Origin of the sequence: Corynebacterium glyciniphilum AJ 3170, assembly GCF_007673095.1 — a bacterium.
Taxonomy (GTDB): Bacteria; Actinomycetota; Actinomycetes; order Mycobacteriales; family Mycobacteriaceae; genus Corynebacterium.
In genome coordinates, this window is sequence record NZ_VDYZ01000002.1 from 175,823 (window position 1) to 196,261 (window position 20,439).

At 65.8% G+C, this 20,439-nt stretch carries 15 protein-coding genes; 6 read left to right on the plus strand and 9 right to left on the minus strand.

Translation table 11 applies throughout. The annotated features are described in order from the left end of the window. Nucleotides 1-27: 27 nt before the first annotated feature. Together FS507_RS02830 and FS507_RS02835 are read right to left on the minus strand one after the other, a co-directional pair. A complete protein-coding gene (locus tag FS507_RS02830) occupies nucleotides 28-657 on the minus strand; it encodes a response regulator transcription factor (RefSeq protein WP_145941309.1) in 630 nt (209 codons plus the stop codon). Continuing rightward, nucleotides 654-1,922: a sensor histidine kinase gene (locus FS507_RS02835; protein WP_145941310.1), complete on the minus strand. Its 1,269-nt coding sequence runs from the start codon at nucleotides 1,920-1,922 to the stop codon at nucleotides 654-656. The genes FS507_RS02830 and FS507_RS02835 overlap by 4 nt, the downstream gene beginning before the upstream one ends. A 145-nt stretch (nucleotides 1,923-2,067) precedes the next feature. Between FS507_RS02835 and FS507_RS02840 the strand changes: the two genes are divergently transcribed. Both FS507_RS02840 and FS507_RS02845 read left to right on the plus strand, forming a co-directional pair. Then, the gene (locus FS507_RS02840) at nucleotides 2,068-3,063 is read left to right on the plus strand and encodes an ABC transporter permease (protein WP_145941311.1); all 996 of its coding nucleotides are present in this window, start codon (nucleotides 2,068-2,070) and stop codon (nucleotides 3,061-3,063) included. Next, nucleotides 3,060-3,701, plus strand: coding sequence for an ABC transporter ATP-binding protein (locus FS507_RS02845; RefSeq protein ID WP_145941312.1), 642 nt, complete (start codon nucleotides 3,060-3,062; stop codon nucleotides 3,699-3,701). The genes FS507_RS02840 and FS507_RS02845 overlap by 4 nt, the downstream gene beginning before the upstream one ends. A gap of 34 nt (nucleotides 3,702-3,735) precedes the next feature. On the opposite strand, the gene FS507_RS02850 is transcribed toward FS507_RS02845, so the two are convergent. The 3 genes from FS507_RS02850 to FS507_RS02860 form a co-directional block, all read right to left on the minus strand. Next, a complete protein-coding gene (locus FS507_RS02850) occupies nucleotides 3,736-6,420 on the minus strand; it encodes a glycoside hydrolase family 65 protein (protein WP_145941313.1) in 2,685 nt (894 codons plus the stop codon). Continuing rightward, nucleotides 6,417-7,205 (minus strand): HAD family hydrolase, encoded by a 789-nt coding sequence (locus tag FS507_RS02855; protein ID WP_145941314.1) that lies wholly within the window; start codon nucleotides 7,203-7,205, stop codon nucleotides 6,417-6,419. Before FS507_RS02855 ends, FS507_RS02850 begins: the two co-directional genes overlap by 4 nt. Nucleotides 7,206-7,356: 151 nt before the next feature. Continuing rightward, a complete protein-coding gene (locus FS507_RS02860; RefSeq protein WP_145941315.1) occupies nucleotides 7,357-9,552 on the minus strand; it encodes a malate synthase G in 2,196 nt (731 codons plus the stop codon). Nucleotides 9,553-10,008: 456 nt separating this feature from the next. Between FS507_RS02860 and aceA the strand changes: the two genes are divergently transcribed. After that, a complete protein-coding gene (aceA, locus tag FS507_RS02865; RefSeq protein ID WP_145941316.1) occupies nucleotides 10,009-11,301 on the plus strand; it encodes an isocitrate lyase in 1,293 nt (430 codons plus the stop codon). Between the two features lie 215 nt (nucleotides 11,302-11,516). On the opposite strand, the gene FS507_RS02870 is transcribed toward aceA, so the two are convergent. Further along, nucleotides 11,517-12,638 (minus strand): hypothetical protein, encoded by a 1,122-nt coding sequence (locus FS507_RS02870; protein WP_260853125.1) that lies wholly within the window; start codon nucleotides 12,636-12,638, stop codon nucleotides 11,517-11,519. A 64-nt stretch (nucleotides 12,639-12,702) separates the two neighbouring features. Between FS507_RS02870 and FS507_RS02875 the strand changes: the two genes are divergently transcribed. Beyond that, nucleotides 12,703-13,944, plus strand: coding sequence for a GNAT family N-acetyltransferase (locus FS507_RS02875; RefSeq protein WP_186314531.1), 1,242 nt, complete (start codon nucleotides 12,703-12,705; stop codon nucleotides 13,942-13,944). A 33-nt stretch (nucleotides 13,945-13,977) separates the two neighbouring features. Here the strand turns inward: FS507_RS02875 and FS507_RS02880 are convergent, their stop codons facing one another. After that, complete coding sequence (locus tag FS507_RS02880; RefSeq protein ID WP_145941319.1) at nucleotides 13,978-14,385, minus strand: VOC family protein; 408 nt, start codon at nucleotides 14,383-14,385, stop codon at nucleotides 13,978-13,980. 122 nt (nucleotides 14,386-14,507) lie between these two features. Then, nucleotides 14,508-15,932 (minus strand): dihydrolipoyl dehydrogenase, encoded by a 1,425-nt coding sequence (gene lpdA, locus FS507_RS02885; RefSeq protein WP_145941320.1) that lies wholly within the window; start codon nucleotides 15,930-15,932, stop codon nucleotides 14,508-14,510. A 509-nt stretch (nucleotides 15,933-16,441) separates the two neighbouring features. Between lpdA and FS507_RS02890 the strand changes: the two genes are divergently transcribed. Beyond that, nucleotides 16,442-17,839, plus strand: coding sequence for an alpha/beta hydrolase (locus FS507_RS02890; RefSeq protein WP_145941321.1), 1,398 nt, complete (start codon nucleotides 16,442-16,444; stop codon nucleotides 17,837-17,839). 79 nt (nucleotides 17,840-17,918) lie between these two features. Then, a complete protein-coding gene (locus FS507_RS02895) occupies nucleotides 17,919-19,154 on the plus strand; it encodes a hypothetical protein (RefSeq protein ID WP_260853126.1) in 1,236 nt (411 codons plus the stop codon). Here the strand turns inward: FS507_RS02895 and FS507_RS02900 are convergent. Next, on the minus strand, nucleotides 19,111-20,319 hold the full coding sequence (locus FS507_RS02900) for an MFS transporter (protein ID WP_440130332.1): 1,209 nt from the start codon (nucleotides 20,317-20,319) through the stop codon (nucleotides 19,111-19,113). The genes FS507_RS02895 and FS507_RS02900 overlap by 44 nt on opposite strands. Nucleotides 20,320-20,439: the final 120 nt, after the last annotated feature.

Consider the following 20,439-nt stretch of genomic DNA (forward strand, 5'->3'; position numbering starts at 1 on the left):
TGAATAAGATCACAGCTGACCACCGGGTCACCCCTCGATCAGCCTGCGCGACCGGGCTTCCGCCACCGCAGCCGTGCGATTCTCCACCCCCAACTTCTGATAAATATGTATCAGATGAGTCTTCACGGTAGCCAGTGAGATCACGAAGCGCCGTGCCAGTTCACGGTTACTGGCTCCGGTGGCGAGCGCCTCAAGGATCTCGGTTTCCCGGGAGGACAGCGCTTCCCTGCCGGTCCTGCCGGCTCGACCGATCTGCTCGGCGAGGCGCGCGGCGATGTCCGACGACAACGTCCGCCGACCCGCGGCGGTGTCCAGCACCGCCCGGTGCAACGTGTCCTCCGGAGCGTCCTTCAGGAGGTAACCGGTCGCTCCCGCTTCGAGAGCATCCATGATGTGGTTGCCGGTGTCGTAGGTGGTCAGCATGAGAACCGGCGGCCCGCCGGTGGAAGTGTTGGTCCGCGTGGCTGCGATCCCGTCCGTGCCCGGCATCTGGATGTCCATCACCAGGACGTCCGCCCCGACCTCCTGCGCGCGCGTGGCGTCCGCCCCGTCCGCACCCTCCGCGACCACGCACACATCGTCGAAGCCGTCGAGGATCGCGCGCAGCCCGGCGCGGACGACCGGGTGGTCGTCGATGAGCATCACCTTCACCGTCATCGCCGTGCTCCCCGGGTCAGGCAGAAACGCGCGGTGACGCATGTCCCGGAACCTGTCAGGACGTCGAAGTCGCCGCCGGCCTCCTCCACCCGCAGTCGCATCCCGGTCAACCCGTAGCCGTCGCCGCTCGGCTGCGTGACCTCGCCGAGGTCGATGCCCCGTCCGTCGTCGTGCACGTCCACCGTCAAGACATCGTCCTCCACGGTCAGCAGGACGTACACCTCCTGTGCCTCGGCGTGCTTGACCACGTTGGTCAGCGACTCCTTCACCACGTGCACGACCGAGTCCTGCACCGCTGCGGGCAGGGCGGTCTGACGTAGCTCGTCCGTCACGGCCAGCTCCACCACCAGACCGTCGCCGAGGGCGCGCTGGGTGGCGGTGACGTCGCCGACAATGCGACGCAGCGCGTCCTCCACCGGCTCGACCGGACCGTCCGGAAGCCCCGCTGACAGGTCACGGATCAGTTCGCGGGTCTCATTGAGATTGTCTCCGGCAGTCCGCTCGATGAGTGAGAGCTGGGTCAACGCGTCGTCCGTCCGCTCCTGCCGCAGCGCCGTCGATGCCGCCCGTGACAGCAGCACCACCGCATTGAACCCCTGGGCGAGCGTGTCGTGGATGTCGCGGGAGATTCGCTCACGCTCCTCAAGCCGCCCGGCGTTCTTCTCGGTGACCAGGAGACGGTCGCGTGTACGGCGCAATTCATCGGCGGTCGCGCGCTGACGCTCCGCCTCAGCGGTGAGCGCCCGGTAGGTCCAGTACGCCCCAGCGGCGAACACAACACCGATTCCGGGGCCGACAACAGCAGCCACTCCCCCACCCTGGCCCGTCAACGGCGGAACGAACGCCCCCACCGCCCAGGCCAGGACCAGCACACCGGCATGCACCGCGCCGAACGTCAGGCCCCGGAAAAGATCGAGCACCGCCAGGACAAGGAACGTCAGTGGGAACAGCAGCCACACCGCGTGGTGGCTCAACGCCGTCGCCGCCGCCCAGAGCATCAGCAGCACCAGCAGCCACCACGGCGCCCAGGAGCGCAGACGTGCGGAGTCACGCGCGACCTGACCGTCTACTACACGCTTCTCCGTGACGGTTCCCACCAGATACACCCCGGCGAGCAGCAGGATCACCACCGCCGCAGCGGCACCCCGTCCCGTCCCCTCAAGGAGGGCGCGCAGCAGACCGAACGCCGACAACGCGGCGAACACCACGTGCAGCGCGATTCGCAGCGTGCCGAGGACCCGGGGCAGGGAGGTATGCGGATTCACATCCCCGAGCCTAGGTGCGCAGTCCCGGCACCGGCATCGACCGATCGGTTGATCCGGAGATCAGGTCTCCGGTCGATGCCCGGGCCCACTGGGGCGGGCGAGGATGACGTCACGTCATCAACCCGACCTTCACAGGAGGACGCCCATGTACCTGGGCCTCAGAGACATCGCCGCAGCCAAAGGGCGCTTCACACTGATCACCTCAGTCGTCGCCCTGATCACGCTGCTGCTGGTCATGCTCACCGGACTGACCGGTGGGCTGGCCGACCAGAACACCTCGGCCCTGAAAGCACTGGGGCCGGACCGCTACGTCTTCTCCGCCGACGGGGACCCGTCCTTCACCTCCTCGTCCGTCACCGCTGGCGACGAGCAGGCCTGGAAGGACGCCGTCGGACCGGGTGCCGACGTCATTCCACTGGGCATCGCGACTACACGGATCGACGCCGACGGGGCGACTGAATCCGTCACCCTGATGGGGCTGCCCGCCGGCACCCCGGTACCCGGCGGCGACGTCCCCGACCACGGACTGCTGTTACCCGAAGACCTCGGCGGAACCGCCGACACCGAATACATGAACCACCAGCCCGTCGCCTGGGCCGACCAGGACACGTGGGAGGTGATGACCGGTGCGAGCTCACCGACGGTACTCATGGTCACCGCCGACCTCAACGAGGACCAGTGGGACGCCGCCGCAGACAGCACGGGAACCGTCGCCACCACCGTCAACGACTCCTTCGCCGCACTTCCCGCCTACCAGTCCGAACGCGGCTCCCTCCTGTCGATCCAGGGCCTGCTGTACGGGATCTCCGCACTGGTCGTCGTGGCGTTCCTCAGCGTGTGGACGATCCAGCGCACCCGGGACATCGCCGTCCTGCGCGCCCTCGGTGCCTCGACCCGCTATGTCGTCACCGACGCCGCAGCCCAGGCCGGCGTGATCCTCGCTGTCGGCGTTGCCGCCGGCGGAGCTGTCGGGGGGCTGCTCAGCACACTGGCCGCCGGAGCCGTCCCCTTCGCCGCATCCGCAGGGACGTTCCTGCTGCCGCCGGTCGGCGTCTTCCTGCTCGGGATGTGCGGTGCCCTGATCGCCATGCGCCGCGTAGCCACCGTTGACCCCCACCTCGCACTAGGAGCATCAGCATGACCGCCACGACAACCCGCACCGTCCTCAGACTCGACGACGTCTGCGTGACCTATCCGGACGGTGAACACACCGTCGCTGCCCTCGACCACGTGGCGTTCTCCGCCTGTGCCGGCGGACTGACGGCCGTCGTCGGAGAATCCGGCTCCGGAAAATCGACACTGCTGTCCGTGGCCGCCGGACTGTCCACCCCCGACACAGGTTCCGTGGACGTAAACGGCTCCACCGGCATGGTCTTCCAGTCGGCGAACCTGCTCGGGCCGCTGACTGTCCGCGAACAACTGCTGGTCACCGACCACATCCGCGGCACCCGGATCACCCGCTCGCGACGCCGTCACGCCGACGACCTGCTCAGTCGCGTCGGATTGGACGGGTACGGAGACCGGCGAATCCACCAGCTGTCCGGCGGTCAACGCCAGCGGGTGAACATCGCCCGGGCACTGACCGGGGATCCGGCGCTGCTACTGGCCGACGAACCGACATCGGCTCTGGACCATGCCCTCTCCCGCCGCATCGTGGAGCTGCTGCGTGAACTCACCACCGAGCGAGGTCTGGCCACCGTCCTGGTCACCCATGACCGCAGTCTCCTCGACCAGGCTGACCGCGTGGTGGACATGCGCGACGGGCGACTGACGTCCTGACTGGGGTCCCGGAGTAGGACGCGGGCCCGGCCCGCTACTCCGCCCGGAGCAGCGTCTCCCCGGACACGGTGACAGGCTCGGGCCCGACCATCGTCTCTTCCCCACACACCGTGACCGGCCCGACAACCTCCGGGTCATCGTCGGCGGTACGCAGCGTCACCTCGCCGTCGGTGACGGACACCCGGACGATCCGGCCGTGCAGCGTGACCGAGTACTCCAGGCCGCCCCATTCCTCCGGGACACGCGGGTCGATGGTGAACTGACCGAAGTGGTCCCGGAATCCACCGAAGCCGTACACCAGACAACTCCACACACCACCGCAGGACGCGATGTGCACACCGTCGGCGGTGTTGCCGTGCAGGTTGTTGAGATCGATGAACAGGCCGCGGTGGAAGAAGTCCATCGCCTTGTCGTGCATCCCCAACTCCGCGGCCATGATCGACTGCACCACGGCGGACAACGAGGAGTCGCCGGTGGTGAGCCGGTCATAGTAGTTGTAGTCACGCCTCTTGGTCTCCGCGTCGAACTGCGATCCCTGCAGGAACAGCGCGAGGACCACGTCCGCCTGCTTGAGGATCTGGTACCGGTAGATCGTCAGCGGATGGTAGTGCAGCAGCAACGGACGCTTCGGGCCGACCTCGGGGTCGTCCAGGCTCCACAACTGGCGCTGCATGAACTGGTCGTCCTGCGGGTTGACCTTCGTCGACCCGTTGAAGGGGATGTACATGGCGTCGGCGGCCTGGTCCCACAGATCCAGCTCGTCCTCACTGAGACTGGTTCGGCGCATCATGTCGCGGTAGGCCCCGGGACGGTCAGACCTCATCTGGCGGACGACCTCCGCGGCAACCCGGAGGTTGTACTGCGCCATGACGTTTGTGTACAGGTTGTTGTTCACCACGGTGGTGTACTCGTCGGGGCCGGTGACCGAGTGGATCTCGAAGCGGGTGCCCGAGGAGTTGAAGAACCCGAGGGACATGAAGAACCGCGCGGTCCCGACGAGGATGTGGATGCCCTCGTCCAGCAGGAAGTCCGTGTCGCCGCTGGCGTAGATGTACTTCATCAGCGCATAGCTCACATCGGCGTCGATATGGTACTGCGCCGTACCGGCGGCGTAGTAGGCACTGGATTCGTGACCGTTGATGGTCCGCCACGGGAACAGCACCCCGTCGTGCGAGAGTTCCAGCGCGCGCTCGCGGGCGGCGGGCAGCATCTTGTAGCGGAAGCGCATCGCGTTCCGTGCGAACTGGGGGTTGGTGTAGGTCAGGAACGGCATCACGTAGATCTCCGTGTCCCAGAAGTAGTGGCCGCCGTAGCCTGACCCGGTGAGCCCCTTCGCGGGGACACCCTGGGTTTCGGCACGGGCCGACGCCTGGATGAGCTGGAAGATGTTCCACCGCACGGCCTGCTGGAGTTCAGGGTGGTCCGGGATGCGCACGTCCGAGCGGTCCCAGAACTCGGCCAGCCAGTTCTCCTGGTGCCGTTGGAGCGTGCGGAAGCCGACGGCCTTGGCGCGGTTGATCGTCCGTGCACAGCGGAACGCCAGTTCATCGGCCGCGACGTGCCGGGACGAGTGGTAGGAGATGAACTTCTCGAGCCGCAGCTTCATGCCCGTGCGACCGGCCATGTGGTAGACGACCCGAGCAACGTCCTCCCGCAGTTCGGTGTGGACCTCCACCCCGTCGACAGCGTGGTCACCGTCCTCGTCGGTCCCGGTGAATTCCATCTCGTGGTCCATGCTGACCGCGACCGTCATGCCCGAGTGGTTGACCCGGTAGCCGAGAGTGACCCTCTCATCCTCCGGTTGCGCCTGGTAGGTGGGAATGAACACCCGGTCCTTGAACTGTTCGGCCTTGCGGGGGTCGGCACCGCTGCCCACCCCGACCGGGCCGTCCGCGGTGGTGCCGGTGTGGTCGATGACGGTGGAGTACTCGTCCTCACCGTCCTGCCGGTTGAGGATCTGTGAGGAGACGACCACGGCCGCGGGGGCGTCGAGTAGTTCGATCTCCGTGCTGGTGACCATGAGGTGGCGTTCGTTGAAGCTCACCATGCGTTCATTGGTGATCCGCACACGTTTGCCGGACGGGGTACGCCAGACGAAGCTGCGACGCAGGACGCCGTCCCGGAAGTCGATACCGCGTGAGTAGTCCTCTATCTCGTTCTGTGACAGGCGCAGCGGCTCATCGTCGACGTAGATGCGGACGGTCTTGGCGTCGGGGACCTGGACGATCGCCTGACCTTCCCGGGCCAGGCCGTAGGCGTCTTCCGCGTGGGAGATCGGCCACGTCTCGTGGACACCGTTGATGAAGGTGCCGTGTTCGTCGGAGTCACGTCCCTCCGGAGGCGTCCCCCGCACCCCGAGATAGCCGTTGCTCAGCGCGAAGTGGCTCTCGGTGAGTCCCAGCGAGGTGCGCTCGGGCCGCTTCTCGTACCAGCCCCATTCGTCCACCGGGTTGTTCTCGCGGTCCAGTCCCTCGGTGGGGTCAACATCGTGGTGGTGCTGGTCCGCCCGGTAACCCGTGGGGAACAGTCCCTCACCGTCGGCACCGCCCACGGTGTCGGCGACACCGGCCACCTCGGTGGAGTTGGCCATGTCGGCGGTGTCGATCGGCCGGTTGACCACGGAGGCCACCCGTCGGCGCTGGTCGAGGAAGTTCTCCAACGCAGTGTGGCGACTTCCGTTCGTGCCACTGCCGTCGGTCGCGTCGTTTCCGCTCGTCATGCGTTGCCTCCGGTTTCGTTGATGGTCAGTTCGGCCAGGTCGGACACCACGATGTCGGCCCCGGCGTCGAGCAGTGTCTCACGTCCCGCACCGCGGTCGACACCCACGACGAGACCGAAATCACCGGCACGTCCTGAGGCGACGCCGGACGTCGCGTCCTCGACGACGACGGCACGCGCCGGCTCGACACCGAGCGACCGTGCGGCGAAGACGTAGGTGTCGGGCGCGGGTTTTCCGGGGAGACCCTCGGACGCGGCGACCGTGCCGTCGACGATGAGCTCGAAGCGGTCGATCAGCCCGGCGGCGGTGAGGACCTGGCGTGCATTCTTCGACGAGCTGACGATCGCCACGCGTGGCACATGACCCCTGTCGGCTCCGTCGGCGAGATCATCCAACAGGGCCACCGACCCCGGGTAAGCGTCAATCCCCTGCTCGAGGACCCGCAGGAAGTCGTCGTTCTTCCGGAGCCCGAGGCCGAGGACAGTGTCGTCGGCGGAGGTGGCGGAGCCCGTGTCGCCGTGGGGCAGCGTGATTCCGCGGGACGCCAGGAGGCTCTGGACCCCCTCCTCGCGGGAGCGCCCGTCGAGGTGCTCGTAGTAGTCCTGTTCCGTGTACGGGGTTGAGCCCTGTGTGTCCAGGAACTCGGTGAACATCGCCGCCCATGCGGCGCGGTGCAGGTCCGCGGTGGGTGTGATGACCCCGTCCAGGTCAAAGAGGACGGCGTCGAACGAGCTGAGCTCTGGGCGGGCGGTGGGCTGGTCGGGCTGATCAGGCTGGTCGGTCATCCGGCGCAGGCTCCTCGGTGTGGGGATCGTGTCAGGGGGCCAATGATAGTGCGCCGGGCGGACGTCTGCTGTGCGCGACCGGCACCGCACGCAGCAACCCCGGAGGTCGGTGGGACCGACCTCCGGGGTTGCCGGGTGATGCGGGTACCGCTTACGCGATGCCGTTCTTCTCCTTGAACTCGCGGCGGCGCGCGTGCAGGATCGGCTCGGTGTAGCCGGCCGGAGACTCGGTGCCCTTGAACACCAGGTCCTTGGCAGCCTGGAAGGCGACGGACGTCTCGAAGTCATCGGACATGTTGCGGTATTCCGGGTCACCGGCGTTCTGCTCGTCGACGATCTTCGCCATACGCTGCAGGGCGTCGTTGACCTGGTCTTCGCTGACCACGCCGTGCTTGAGCCAGTTCGCCAGGATCTGGGAGTTGATGCGCAGCGTGGCGCGGTCCTCCATCAGGTCGATGTCGTGGATGTCGGGCACCTTGGAGCAACCCACACCCTGCTCGACCCAGCGGACCACGTAACCCAGCAGCGACTGGCAGTCGTTGTCGATCTCTTCCTTGATCTGCTCCTCGCTCCATCCCGCCTCGGGCTGCACCGGCAGGGTCAGGATGTCCCCGAGGGTGTCACGACGGCCGTCGGTGAGCAGCTTCTCCTGGACGGAGAAGACGTCGACGAGGTGGTAGTGGGTGGCATGCAGGCTGGCGCCGGTCGGGGACGGGACCCACGCGGTTGTCGCGCCTTCCTTCGGCTGGCCGATCTTCTCCTTGATCATGTCGGCCATCAGCTCGGTCTTGGCCCACATGCCCTTGCCGATCTGCGCCTTGCCGGGCAGGCCGTGGGCCAGGCCGGCGTCGACGTTGTTGTCCTCGTAGGCGATCTTCCACGCAGCGGTCTGCAGTTCGGGCTTGCGCACCACGGGGCCCGCGAGCATGGACGTGTGGATCTCGTCACCGGTGCGGTCCAGGAAGCCGGTGTTGATGAACGCCAGGCGCTCGGAGGACGCGGCGATGCAGGCGTCGAGGTTGGCGGTGGTGCGGCGCTCCTCGTCCATGACACCGACCTTGAGGGTGTTGCGCGGCAGGCCGAAGAGATCCTCGACGTCGGAGAAGAGTTCGCCGGTGAAGGCGACCTCGTCCGGGCCGTGCTGCTTGGGCTTCACGATGTAGATCGAACTGGTGCGGGAGTTGCGGCGCGGGTTGTCCAGGTCGGTGCCGGGGATGGCGCAGGCGGTGGTGATGACCGCGTCCATGATGCCCTCGAAGATCTCTTCACCGTCGGCGTCGAGGATGGCGGGGTTCTGCATCAGGTGCCCGACGTTGCGGACGAACAGCAGGGACCGGCCGTGCAGGCGCCGTTCCTGGCCGTCGCGTCCGGTGTAGGTACGGTCGTCGTTGAGCTCGCGGGTGAAGGTCTTGTCACCCTTGGAGACCTCGACGCTGAGCTCGCCGGTGTTCAGACCGAACCAGTTGGAGTAGCCGAGGGTCTTGTCCGTCGCGTCGACGGCGGCGACGGAGTCCTCGAAGTCCATGATGGTGGAGACGGCGGACTCCATGAGGATGTCCTTGACACCGGCCTTGTCGTCGGCACCGACGGGGTGGGACGGGTCGATCTGGATCTCGAGGTAGAGGCCGTTGTGGCGCAGCAGGATGCCGGTCGGGGCGTCCTTGTCGCCGGCGAATCCGGCGTAGACCTCGGGCTCCTGCAGATGGACGTCGTTGCCGTCGATGACGGCGACGAAGCGGTCGGAGGAGACGTCGTACTTCTCGACATCGGCGTGCGAGCCGGACTCCAGCGGCACAGCCTGGTCGAGGAAGTCGCGTCCCCAGGCGATGACCTTGTCGCCGCGGACCTTGTTGTAGCCCTTGCCCTTCTCCGCACCATTGTCTTCGGAGATGACGTCCGTGCCGTAGAGGGCGTCGTAGAGGGAACCCCAGCGGGCGTTCGCGGCGTTGAGGGCGAAGCGGGCGTTCAGGATCGGGACGACCAGCTGGGGGCCGGCTGTCTCGGAGATCTCCGTGTCGACGTTCTGGGTGGTGATCTCGAAGTCACCGGGCTCGTCGACGAGGTAGCCGATCTCCTTGAGGAACGCCGTGTACTCCTCTGCGTCCTGGGTGCCCGGGTGCTCGGTGTACCACTGGTCGAGCTTGGCCTGCAGGTCGTCGCGGACGGCGAGCAGCTCGCGGTTCCGCGGCGTGTGCTTGGCGACGATCTCACCGAAACCAGCCCAGAACGTGTCCGCGTCGACACCGACCCGGGGCAGAACCGTGTCGGTCACGAAGTTGTAGAGGGTCGCGGCGACCTTGAGGCCTCCGGCGGTGACCCGTTCCGTCTGCTGGGACTGTGACGTCATTGACTGCTCCTTCGTAAATGGGACTCGCATGACGGACGCCGGTGGGACGACCGTCGCTGTAGTGACCAGACTAGGTGAGCCACGTCACCGGCGGCGAGCAACCGAGGGTACCGAGATCGCCGTCACCCCCACCAGTGGGAAGTTTCGGAGACCACCTGGTGACTCCGTGATCGCTATGAAGGTATACCTTACGTGACGAGGATCGCACGTATGCCCTGCAAGTGGACCATTTTGCCCACATCGTGAGAAGTTTTGTCCCGCATATAGAGAACAGGGGTGAAGCGGTTTCGGCGCTACCCCCGGTGTTACCTGGAACACCCGAAGCCTTTGACGTGCCTTTTTCCATCGGTATCCTCAAAGGCAGCAGACTCGGAGGATGGCCGTTTCCGGCCAGTCATTCCGGGTACAGCGCCGTTACCGTCAATCTCTCACCACTTAAAGGGAGTGAGTACTCACATGTCGAACGTCGGACAGCCCCGTACCGCAGCCGAAATCCAGAAGGACTGGGACGAGAACCCCCGCTGGAAGGGCATTACCCGCGAATACACCGCTGAGCAGGTCGCCGAGCTCCAGGGCACCGTCCTGGAGGAGCAGACCCTCGCACGCCGTGGCGCCGAGATCCTCTGGGACGCCGTGAACGAGGAGGGCGACGGCTACATCAACGCCCTTGGTGCCCTCACCGGTAACCAGGCCGTCCAACAGGTCCGCGCCGGCCTCAAGGCCGTCTACCTCTCCGGCTGGCAGGTCGCCGGTGACGCGAACCTCTCCGGTCACACCTACCCCGACCAGTCGCTGTACCCGGCCAACTCCGTGCCCTCTGTCGTCCAGCGCATCAACAACGCACTGCTGCGTGCCGACGAGATCTCCCGCGTCGAGGGCGATGACTCCGTCGACAACTGGCTCGTCCCGATCGTCGCCGACGGTGAGGCCGGCTTCGGTGGCGCCCTGAACGTCTACGAGCTGCAGAAGGCCATGATCAAGGCCGGCGTTGCCGGCTCCCACTGGGAGGACCAGCTCGCTTCGGAGAAGAAGTGCGGCCACCTCGGTGGCAAGGTGCTGATCCCCACCCAGCAGCACATCCGCACCCTGAACTCCGCACGTCTGGCCGCGGACGTCGCCAACACCCCGACCGTGGTCATCGCCCGTACCGATGCCGAGGCCGCTACCCTGCTGACCTCCGACGTCGACGAGCGCGACGGCAAGTTCCTCACCGGCGAGCGTTCCGCCGAGGGTTACTACTACGTGAAGAACGGCATCGAGCCCTGCATCGACCGTGCGAAGTCCTACGCTCCGTACGCCGACATGATCTGGATGGAGACCGGCACCCCGGATCTCGAGCTCGCCAAGAAGTTCGCCGAGGGCGTCCGTTCCGAGTTCCCGGACCAGCTGCTGTCCTACAACTGCTCCCCGTCCTTCAAGTGGTCCGCCCACCTGGACGACGACGAGATCGCCAAGTTCCAGAACGAGCTGGGCGCCATGGGCTTCAAGTTCCAGTTCATCACCCTGGCCGGCTTCCACACCCTGAACTACTCCATGTTCGATCTGGCCCACGGCTACGCCCGCAACCAGATGAGCGCCTTCGTCGACCTGCAGAACCGCGAGTTCAAGGCCGCCGAGGAGCGTGGCTTCACCGCCGTCAAGCACCAGCGCGAGGTCGGCGCCGGTTACTTCGACCGCGTCGCCACCACCGTGGACCCCAACTCCTCCACCACCGCCCTGAAGGGCTCCACCGAGGAGACCCAGTTCTAGGAACCGCCCCCGGGGTTCGCCCCGCCGGTTCCTGACTGAGGACCAGACCGGCCGGTCAGCAGAGATGCTGACCGGCCGGTTTTTGCATGGCGGTGGCGGCATTTCGCACCTCATAAGCGGCCTATGCTCACAAAACGCCAGGTCAGGTAAAGCGAAACCCTCTTATGGGGTGCGATGACGGACCGGGCTGAATCCCCCGCGCACAGCGCTGACCCCTACCGCCGCTTCCGGTCTCGGAAGCGGGTCGGAGGCTTGTCCTCGTACAGGCCGGTGATCTGGCGGCGAATATGCTCGCGGCGGTTGTACGTCGCCTCGCGGATTGCCTCGTCATTGTCGAAACTCGAGCCGATCGCGCCGGCCATCGTCCCCAACGACGCAGTCAGCCAGGCCAGCTTCGCATAGCCCCAGGGGAACGGCTCGTCGTTGACCTGGGCCCGGAAGTAGTTCGTGTCGACGATGACGATGGACAACGCCAGCAGTATCGCGAAAACGGTCGTGTAGATCATCGCGGCGGCTATCAGCACGGTAGCCAGCGTTGCACGGTTGTCCATCCGGGCACGCCACTTCGCTACGCTGTCGGACTCGCGGTTCGGCCAGCGGTTCCAGAGACCGTTGTGGTAGATCAACCAGAATGTCAGGGCACCGACAGCGACAAGACTGATCACGAACATCCGTAAGAAGGAGATCGTGTGCGACATCTGCCACATCGAGCCGTAGAAGATGCCGTAGGCACCGGTGGCGATCCCGATCGCCAAGCAGCCGGTGAGCACCCGGTAGAGCTCGGTCGGACGGTTCCCGGCCACCATGCCGAGCAGCAGGCGGAGGGACCGGCCCCATCCGTCAATGACCCGGGTGGTGTCCGCTTCCGAGTCGCCGCCCTCGATGTCGCTCGAGTCCGACACGTCCTCGAGGACACCGGCACCCGCCGGTTTCCTGCGCAACAGGCGGCTGAGCTCCTGGCGCAGTCCCTCCTGTGCCCGGAGGAATCCGAACGCGGGCAGGCAGAGCATGGTGACCCGCCCGCGATTCACCGTCTGGCTGATGACCGGACGTCTGGTGGTCAACGGCAGGTCGGTCACGTAGATCATGCGGTCCCAACCGTGATTCTCCATGATGCCGGCCGCGCTGTCGGACAGCCGCACACTTCCGTCGAGACCCATCGGAAGGGTACTGGTACGGACCTCGACTCTCGGCAAGCCGAGGGCGCCCAGGTCATCGTCGCTGAGATCGGTCTCGTCGGGATGCACCCCGAGCTTCTCGAGGACCTTACGTACCCGCTTCTCCGGAAGCCCCCGGTCGACCATGACGCCGACGGTGAAAATAGGTTCCTTGGTCACGGCGAGAATCGTACCTGGACACAGACTCCGGTGGAAAGTGATGCACGGCACGTATCGTGGGGGCATGTCTCAGGTTGATTTTGTGCAGATGGACCACACCTGGCGTAGCCGCTACGAGGCACTCACCGCCTGGACGTGGCCGTCGTCCTACGCCGTGGAGGACCTCACCGGGTTGCCCCTGCCGTTCGAGTGGGAGCACAGCGTGGCACTGGCCGACAGGCAGGACGGTGAACGTCTCGCCGCGGAAGCGGCGTTCTACCCGTTCCCGGAGCTCGCCGTCCCCGGCGGCCGCCTCGCAGCCAACGGGCTGACGTCGGTGGCGGTACAGCCGACGTACCGTCGTCAAGGGCTGTTGCGACGCATGATCGGCCGTTACCTCGACATGAGTGTCGCCCGTGGCGACGCCCTGAGCCTCCTGCTGGCGCAGGAGTACGGGATCTACGGACGCTTCGGCTACGGCCATGCCAGTGACATCGTCACGCTGCGCATCCCGCATGGTACGCACCTGACCGCGCCGCGGGGCGTCACGGACAGCGCCGATTTCAGTGTCGACGTGGACTATGTCTCTGCAGACCGGGACGCTCCGTTCATCCACCGGGTGCAGCGTGCCCAGACCCGTCCGGGCACTCCGGTCCGGGAAGCGGCCGGCTTCCAGCACCGGGCACTGACGTCGCCGCCTGCCCCGGCGCAGCCACTGCGCATCGTCCGGGTGACACGCGGTGACGAGCCGGTGGCGTATGCGCTGTTCAGTAGGCCGCAGGATGCGGGGCCGTCCGTCGCACCGGTCGTCGACTGGAATGCCCTGGGCGCGGCGGCGGAGTACACGGTGTGGCAGACGTTGCTCAACCAGGACCTCATCGACACTGTGGAAGCCCGGCGTGTCCCGGTGGATTCGGTCCTGACATCCCTCCTCCCCGACCCCCGCGCCGCCGGCCCCACATTGCACGACGATCTCTGGGCCCGCATTCTCGATCTCCCCACCTGCCTGACGGCACGACGCTACAGCTCTGACGTTGACGTTGCCCTGGAAATCAAGGATCCGTTGATCGAAGCCAATGACGGTGTCTGGACGCTGCGCGTCACCGACGGGCACGCCGAGGTCTCTCCTGCCACTGCAGGGGTCACGCCGGACGTGTCCCTGTCGATCGCGCAGTTGTCCGCAGCGTATCTCGGACGCCCGGTGTTGGCACAGGCCGGGCGGCTCGGCCCGTCCGAGGACCTGGTGGAACACACTCCAGGATCGGTGGACCGCCTCCACACTGCCCTGTCGTGGCCGGAACTGCCGGGAATGACGTGGGGGTTCTGAGCAGTGTGACCACTACTGACGGGGCGAGACTCCCTATTCCTCTGCAACGCTCAGTTGCCAGGTGACGCCGAACCGGTCACCGACCCACCCGAACTGTCCGAACCCGTAGTCGTCGAGCGGCATGTACACGTCGCCGTCCGCACTGAGTTCCGTGAACAACCGCTGCAGTTCGTCGGTCGACTCACATTCCACCATGAGTGACACGGCCGGGGTGATGTCCCATTCATGCCGGACGAAACTGTCACTGCACCGCAGCCGCTGTCCGGCGACCTCGAACTCGGCCATGATGACCGTGCCTTCTTCACCCGGGCCGTCCGGTCCATACCGGTTGTCAGAGATGACCCGGCCGTCACGGAAGATGTCGAGGTACGTGGTCATTGCCTCGGACGCCTGCTGGCCACGCCCGGGTTGGAATGTAATGAAGGGAACGATCCGGCTCATGACGTCAGTCTATCGTCCTGCGCACTACGTGAGCGTTCTGGCGACCCCGGAAACACCTGTGCCCGCGCACACGTCACGAGGTGACAATGTGCGCGGGCAGAGCAGGCGGAACCCGGGAAGATCTACAGGTTGATCATGTGACCCATGGTGCCCTCGGCGGCCTCCTTGATGGCCTCCGACAACGTCGGGTGGGTGTGGACGTTGCGTCCGATCTCCTCGGCGGTGAGGTCGAAGCGCTGCGCCAGCGTGAGCTCAGGCAGCAGCTCGGAGACGTCCGGGCCGACCATGTGGCCACCGATGAGCTCGCCGTACTCGGCGTCGACGACGATCTTCACGAAGCCGACGCCCTCGTTGAGGCCCATGGCCTTACCGTTGGCACTATAGGGGAAGGACGCGACCTTGATCTCGCGGCCGTTCTCCTCCGCCATCTTGCGGGCGGCTTCCTCGGTGTATCCGAAGGAGGCGACCTGCGGGTTGCAGAACGTGGCGCGAGGCATGTTGTTGTAGTCGCCCAGTTCCTGGGTTTCCGCGCCGGCGATCGTCTCTGCGGCGACCACACCCTGTGCCTCCGCCACATGGGCGAGCTGCAGCTTGGCGGTGACGTCGCCGATGGCGTAGATGCCCTTGACGTTGGTGCGCATGCGCTCGTCGATGTCGATGGCACCGCGCTCGGTGAGCTTCACGCCGGTGTTCTCCAGACCGAAGCCTTCGACGCGGGGAGCGAAACCGATGGAGACCATGACGCGGTCGGCCTTGATGGTCTCGGATTTGGAGCCGTCAGCGGCCTCGATGTCGACCTCGACTCCGGCGTCGCCGCCGAGGTCGCGCACGGCGGTGGTCTTGTGACCGGTCTTGAGGTTCACGCCGAGCTTCTTGTACTGCTTGGCGATCTCCTTGGAGACGTCCTTGTCCTCGTTCGGCAGGACACGGTCCATGAACTCGACGACGGTGATGTCGACGCCGAAGTTGGCGAGCACGTAGGCGAACTCCATGCCGATGGCCCCGGCGCCGATGACGACCATGGACTTCGGGGCGTTCTCATCGAGGATCTGCTCCTCGTAGGAGACGATGTTGCCGCCGATCTCGACTCCCGGCAGGGACTTCACCACGGAGCCGGAGGCGATGATGGCGTTGTCGAAGGTGATGGTCTTACCTTCGTCGTCCCCCTCCGTGATCTCGACGGTGTGGTCGTCGGTGAAGGAACCGAGTCCGTTGATTTCGGTGATCTTGTTCTTCTTCATCAGGAAGTGGACACCCTTGACGATGCCCGCGGACACCTTGCGTGAGCGCTTGTGAGCCACGCTGTAGTCCATGCTGATGTTCTCACCCGTGATGCCGAAGGTCTTGGCGTCGTGGGTGAGGATGTGCGAGATGTCCGCGTTACGGATCAGCGCCTTCGAGGGGATGCAGCCGACGTTCAGACAGACGCCGCCCCAGTACTGCTTCTCGATCACTGCGGTCTTCAGGCCCAGCTGTGCCGCACGGATGGCGGAGACATATCCGCCCGGGCCCGCACCGATTACTACTACGTCATAATGTTCAGCCACGTGGTCAAGGATACGACTTTTCGGTCGGAACGTGCAGAGCCGGGGCACCGTCCACAGTGTTCCCCCACGAAAGTAGAGGTCAGGACGGCAGCCGGGTGGCTACATGAAGCGCACGATGAGGTCCGTGACCGTCGAGAGGAAGTTGTTGATGTTGCCGCCGAGCACCTCGTTGGAGCTGACGATGAACTGGTCGATGGGGGCGAGATTCACTACTGGTTCCTCTTTCACGTGTGCGGAGATACGCGCCTTGGTGGCGCGCTCCACCTTAAACGGTCCGGCGACCGGTGGTGCTACAGCCGGGCATATGTCATGACACAAAAGGGGGTGGAGGACAGTCCTCGTACGTCCGGTGCCCAACACGTCCGGGACCACCGGGGGAGTAACGGGGTCGGGGGAGTAACCGTTTCCTCACATGAAATAGGGATCGGGCTTACAGACTGCGGGACCACCCGCTATGCTGACGGAGTCTGCCTTGCACCGCTTTACTGACTTTTCTTCTTGAGGACCGAATGAACAAGCGCGCCATCGCCCGCGTCACGGCCGCCGCCGTCGCCACAGCCCTGCCCCTGTCCGTCATGAGTGTGCTCGGCACCGGTGCCGCGTTCGCCGGCGAGGCCCAGCCTGCCACCGCCCCCGCCGATTCCGGCGACGGCCGTCCCGCTTCGCCGGAGTTCCGCAATGCCGCGACCGTCAACAACCCCTTCCCCACCCGCGTCGCTGCGGAAGGCGCCAACTACATCGACGAGTCCAAGGCCGCCTGGCGTGACTACATCTACCAGGCAGAAGACGGCTCCAACGAGGAAGAGAACAGCTCCTGGAAGGCCGGCGACCGTTACCAGCGCATGGAAGAGCGCATGGTCCACTCCAAGGCCATGAACCGTGACATCCCGATCGTGACGATCCGCGCCAAGGAAGACCCTCGGAACGCACCCACCATCTACCTGCTCAACGGGGCTGACGGTGGCGAAGGTGCTGCCAACTGGCTGCGCCAGACCAACGCCATCGACTTCTACGGCAACCAGATCGGCAACGTCAACGTGGTCATCCCCATGGAGGGCGCGTTCTCGTACTACACCGACTGGCAGGAGGAGAACGAGAGTCTCGACAAGGGTGGCAACAAGCAGGCCTGGGAAACCTTCCTGGTCCAGGAGCTCCCCGGGCCGATGGAAGAGGCCCTCGGCACCTACAACCCGAACCGTTCGATCATCGGTATGTCCATGACCGGATCGACCACCCTGGTCTACGGCGAGAAGTACTCCGGGTTCTACGACTCCGTCGGCGCCTACTCCGGCTGTGCCGCCACCTCCGGCGAGGCAGCACGCACCGTCGACATCGTCCTGGACCGCGGCGACGCCACCTACGAGCAGATGTGGGGTGACCGCAACGGCGCGACAGCTCTGGAGAACGACGCGCTGGTCAATGCCGCGGATCTCAAGGACCAGAAGAACATCTACGTCTCCTCCTCCAGCGGACTGATGGGCGAGCACGACGTCCCCTCCGGCGACCGGCTCAACGGCTTCCTCCCCGGCTCGATCACGCCCGCCGTCGAGGGTGGCGCCATCGAGGCCGTGACCAACGCCTGCACCCACATGCTGAAGTCCACCACCGATGCCGCGGGCATCACCCAGGCCTCCAACAACCTAGTGTACAACTTCCGCAACACCGGCACCCACCAGTGGGGCTACTGGCAGGACGACATGTTCGACTCCTGGCCCACCATCTCCGAGGGCCTGTTCCCCGGCAACGGGGCGAAGGCCGTCGAGCAACGCGACGCGGGCAAGGCCGACTACCTGGAAAAGAACCCGGGCATGGGTGCCGAGGGATCCACGCCGGTCTCCTCCCTGCTCCCGATCACCGACGCTGTCGGGGAAGCACTCGCCGAGCAGAACGCCGACGGCGACGAGTAACACGGCCTGACCTCCGATTCCCACCGCCGCCCGAAAAACAACCGGCCCCGTACGGGCCCTGTCCGCCGCCACTGTCGTGGTGGCGGTTTCCGGTTATGCGGTGATCGTCGTTGCGGGCCGCGCGCTGGACACCGTCAGCTATGAAGCTTTCTCGGTGTTCTGGGGGCTGTTCTTCGCCCTCGCCGGCCTGATCGACGGACTCCTGCAGGAGACGACGCGTTCCGTGGCGGCCCGTCACACCACGTCGGGACGGGCGTTGCGCCCCGACGTCCCCGGCGCACGTCCGATGGCCGTCGCCGTCGGTTTCGCCGTCATCGCCGGACTCCTTGCCGTGGGCCTTGGACCACTGTGGTCGGGAAGAATCCTTCCGGACGGGCAGAACCTCGAGGCCGCCGGGGTCATCCTGTTGGCTGGCGGGCTGGCGTCCTACACCTTCCAGGCTGCGGTCTGCGGCCTGCTGTCTGCGGCCACCCGCTGGACCACGTTCGCGTGGTTGATCAGCGTGGACAGCGCGGTCCGTATTCTGCTGGCCCTGGTCGCCTGGGCGCTGGGCTGGCATCTGCTCGCATTCCTCCTGGTCACCGTCATCGGTGCGGCGACGTGGCTGGGTCTGCTTCTCCTTGTCCCCTCCCAGCGAGACGTGCTGCGGGAGGTGGGAGACGTCGCGACCGGCGAGTTCATCCGTCGGACGGTCAAGGCGATGCTCGCGTCAGGTGCGAATGCGGTACTGATCACCGGATTCCCGGTGTTAATCACCTTCACCTCCGGCGCAGACGTCGCTCCCGGGGCGCTGGCCGCCGTCATCACGGCGGTGACGCTGACCCGCGCCCCACTGCTGGTCCCCCTGCAACGTTTTCAACCGGCGTTGATCGTGCACTTCACGCAGCACCGTGACCGGTTACTGCGGGCCTGCGCGTTGCCGTCCGCGATCATCGTGGGGACCGCAGCGGTCGGCGGCATTGCCGCGTACTGGTTGGCACGCCCGCTGATGCTGGTGTTCTTCGACGCCGAGCTCGTCAGCTCACCACTGGTGCTCGCATTACTGACTGTGGCATCGGCGTCGACGGCGCTGTTGATGGTGACCGGTTCAGCCGCACATGCGGCCGAACGACATTCCCTGTACCTGACAGGTTGGGCCGTGGCGACAGTCGCCGCGGTCGCTCTGCTGCTCATCGACGTCTCCCCCGAAGCCCGCGCAGTACTTGCCCTCGGGCTGGCGCCACTGGCGGGAGTGACTGTGCATCTCACCGTACTGGCGCGGCGCTCAACACTCATTCCCCCGTCATCGGCAGATTCTTCCGGGAGAACACGGTGACGACGACGAGGCACACGGCGGCGACGACGATCCCCGCGCCGAGCATCTCTGGATAGGTGAACGTGGAGGACAGCCGCGTGAGGATCATCGGAAAGAAGAAGCCGATGTAGGTCAACGTGTAGTACGCGGCGGTCAGGCCCGCCAGGTCATCCGGCCCGGCGATACGCTGGACCTCGGTCAGGCCGCTGATCAGGCACAGTCCGTAGGCGGCACCGAGAATGATGGCGACGACGACCGCACTCCACACCGCGATGTCGACTGCCGCGGCGCTGGCGATCGCCATCCCGACGATCACGAGAATCAAGGCCACGATCGGCCCACGGGCATTGTGCTCGGTGTTGATCCGGGGGCCGAACTGCTGAATCGTGAAGCCCGACGCCAGGGCGATGACTGTGAGCAGGCCGGAGAAGGCCACAGGTACGCCCACCTGGTCCTGGACCAGTCGAGGTGTGATGGCGTAGGCGACGCCGGCGGCGCCGAACACCCAGGGCGCGATCGGCGCCACCACGGTGAGGAACCGCGGATGCTTGATCGTGGGCACGAGGATGTCGGACCAGAAGGAACCCTTCACCTTGAGGTGTGCGGACTGGCGGGTCTCAGGAACCGTCATCAGACCGGCGAGCGCGACCACGGAGATGATGCAGTGCACGATATAGGGCAGCTGCCCGGGAATGGGACCCCATTCCGCGAGGACACCGGCCAGGCCCGCACCGAGCCCGAACCCGGCCGTCAGCGACATCGTCGCGCGCTTAGCTCCGGACGACGGCGCCGCAGTGGGATCGAACGACGGCGTGGAGAGTTCTTTGATCCACGAGCCGCCGACCGACATCGCGATACCTACGGCGAGCCCGGCGAGGATCCGTCCGATGAACATGACTGTCTCGGTGGTTTCACCGAGAGCGATGAATATACTGCCCAGCAGTGCGACCGCCGGTGCCGGAAGCATCACAGCCTTTCGACCGAAGCGGTCCGACAGAGGACCGCAGATCAACAGGCCGACGATGATGCCGACGGCGTAGGACACCAGCAGAGAGTCGACGAAAACGTCGCTGAACACGGCTTCCTGGCGGTAGAACACGAGCATGGGAGTGGCTTCGTTCCCGCCCCACGCCACGCTGAATACGGCGAAGGCGACGAACAGCCAGGCCTTGGAGTAACGGGACATGCGTCCGGCCGGTCGGTGGTGCGGGTTCAGTGAAGGAACCTGCTCATTGTGCGCGTTCTCGGTCATGCCCCATATGGTAGGACCTCATGATGTCCAACCGCTCACCGAGGGACCTGATTC

Coding starts and splice junctions, on each gene's coding strand:
- FS507_RS02830 (WP_145941309.1), bottom strand. CDS start 657: ATGACGGTGAAGGTGATGCTCATCGACGACCACCCGGTCGTCCGCGCC.
- FS507_RS02840 (WP_145941311.1), top strand. CDS start 2,068: ATGTACCTGGGCCTCAGAGACATCGCCGCAGCCAAAGGGCGCTTCACA.
- FS507_RS02845 (WP_145941312.1), top strand. CDS start 3,060: ATGACCGCCACGACAACCCGCACCGTCCTCAGACTCGACGACGTCTGC.
- FS507_RS02850 (WP_145941313.1), bottom strand. CDS start 6,420: ATGACGAGCGGAAACGACGCGACCGACGGCAGTGGCACGAACGGAAGT.
- FS507_RS02855 (WP_145941314.1), bottom strand. CDS start 7,205: ATGACCGACCAGCCTGATCAGCCCGACCAGCCCACCGCCCGCCCAGAG.
- FS507_RS02860 (WP_145941315.1), bottom strand. CDS start 9,552: ATGACGTCACAGTCCCAGCAGACGGAACGGGTCACCGCCGGAGGCCTC.
- aceA (WP_145941316.1), top strand. CDS start 10,009: ATGTCGAACGTCGGACAGCCCCGTACCGCAGCCGAAATCCAGAAGGAC.
- FS507_RS02875 (WP_186314531.1), top strand. CDS start 12,703: ATGTCTCAGGTTGATTTTGTGCAGATGGACCACACCTGGCGTAGCCGC.
- FS507_RS02880 (WP_145941319.1), bottom strand. CDS start 14,385: ATGAGCCGGATCGTTCCCTTCATTACATTCCAACCCGGGCGTGGCCAG.
- FS507_RS02890 (WP_145941321.1), top strand. CDS start 16,442: ATGAACAAGCGCGCCATCGCCCGCGTCACGGCCGCCGCCGTCGCCACA.
- FS507_RS02900 (WP_440130332.1), bottom strand. CDS start 20,319: ATGTCCCGTTACTCCAAGGCCTGGCTGTTCGTCGCCTTCGCCGTATTC.